Source organism: Roseivivax halodurans JCM 10272 (assembly GCF_000521785.1).
GTDB lineage: Bacteria > Pseudomonadota > Alphaproteobacteria > Rhodobacterales > Rhodobacteraceae > Roseivivax > Roseivivax halodurans.
Genome location: NZ_JALZ01000111.1, coordinates 1 through 1,413, shown reverse-complemented (window position 1 = coordinate 1,413; position 1,413 = coordinate 1). Strand labels below are relative to the sequence as shown.

General features: G+C 59.7%; 1 protein-coding gene and 1 pseudogene. One reads left to right on the top strand and one right to left on the bottom strand.

From position 1 onward, the window contains the following. A pseudogene (locus OCH239_RS22475) lies at positions 1-779 on the bottom strand (IS5 family transposase); the annotation flags it as partial. Positions 780-880: 101 nt separating this feature from the next. On the opposite strand from OCH239_RS22475, the gene OCH239_RS21345 reads away from it, so the two are divergent. Continuing rightward, positions 881-1,396, top strand: coding sequence for a tyrosine-type recombinase/integrase (locus tag OCH239_RS21345; RefSeq protein ID WP_084782786.1), 516 nt, complete (start codon positions 881-883; stop codon positions 1,394-1,396). Positions 1,397-1,413 lie beyond the last annotated feature (17 nt).

Below are 1,413 nucleotides of genomic sequence, written 5' to 3'. Positions count from 1 at the left end.
TGCAGCGAGTATGATCGCTGAGAAGAAGGTCTTTGGGCATCGGTCATAACGGGTCGCCACCCGTCTCCAATCCTTGAGCCTGCCGAACATGATCTCGATCCGGTTGCGCCGCTTGTACCTGCGCTTGTCGTAGCGGACGGGCGTCGTCCGTTTCTTCCGGCCCGGGATGCATGGACGTATCTTCTTGTCTTGCAAAGCTTCTCTGAACCAGTCGGCATCGTAGCCGCGATCTCCGAGCAGCCACTTAACATTGGGCAGCTTGCTGACCAGCGCACGCGCCCCGATGTAATCGCTGACGGGCCCGGCAGTCAGGAACAGGTCGATGGGCCGGCCATGGCTGTCGCAGACGGCGTGCAACTTCGTGTTCCGTTCTCGGGCAAAACTGTCCCCCGGACAGTTTCTTCATCCCTCGAACCCCTTCGTCCGGTCAATCAGGCGTCCACGCCCCCCTTTTTCACGCCCAGGCTGGACGCCGTGCGATGGGCCTTCAGATGAGTTGCGTCGATCATCACGGACGTCTCCTCACCATGCTCGGCCGCCAGCCCGGCCATGATCCGGGCGAAGACGCCTCTATCGCTCCACCGCTTCCAGCGGTTGTAGAGTGTCTTGTGCGGGCCGCATTCCCTTGGCGCATCTCGCCACCGCAAGCCATTGCGATTGATAAAGATAATACCGCTCAGAACGCGCCGGTCATCAACCCGGGGCTTGCCGTGCGACTTGGGGAAGTAAGGCTCCAGACGCGCCATCTGCGCATCGCTCAACCAGTAGAGATCTGACATGTTCACCGCTCATTTTCGAACGGTGAATCCCGCTCTCACAACCAAATCAATGGGTCCTGACCCTAGTCACCGAACTCTCGCGGAGCCAAGCGCGGGACTTCATGCACGACCTCATGGATGACAACGTCTCCCCTGCCCTAGTACGCAAGATAATGGTCAGCCTGCGCGCCGTGCTCGCCGAAGCCGTTGAGCGGGAGTGGGTCGAACACAACGTCGCTACCGACGTGAAGATGCGCCGGCGAAGGCGCAGCGAAGCTGACGAGCGCGTCATTCCGACCAAAGACGAGATCCGACTCATCATCGACAGCGCGCCGGACTCTCATCGCGTCATGTTTGTGACCGCGATCTTCACCGGCATGCGCATTTCAGAGTTACGCGGTCTGACCTGGGATCACGTCGATCTCGAACGCGGCATCATTCGCGTTCGGCAGCGAGCGGACGAGAACTGCAAACTCGGAATGCCGAAGAGTAAAGCAGGACGCCGCGACATCCCGATGGCTCCGGCCGTGAAACGTGAGCTCACCGCATGGCGTCACAAAGCCCCAGCTTCAGAACTCGCACTCATATTCCCTAATGGTGCCGGCAAGATTCAGAACTACGCAAATATCTACAACTGAACCGCGCCGGGTTTGCC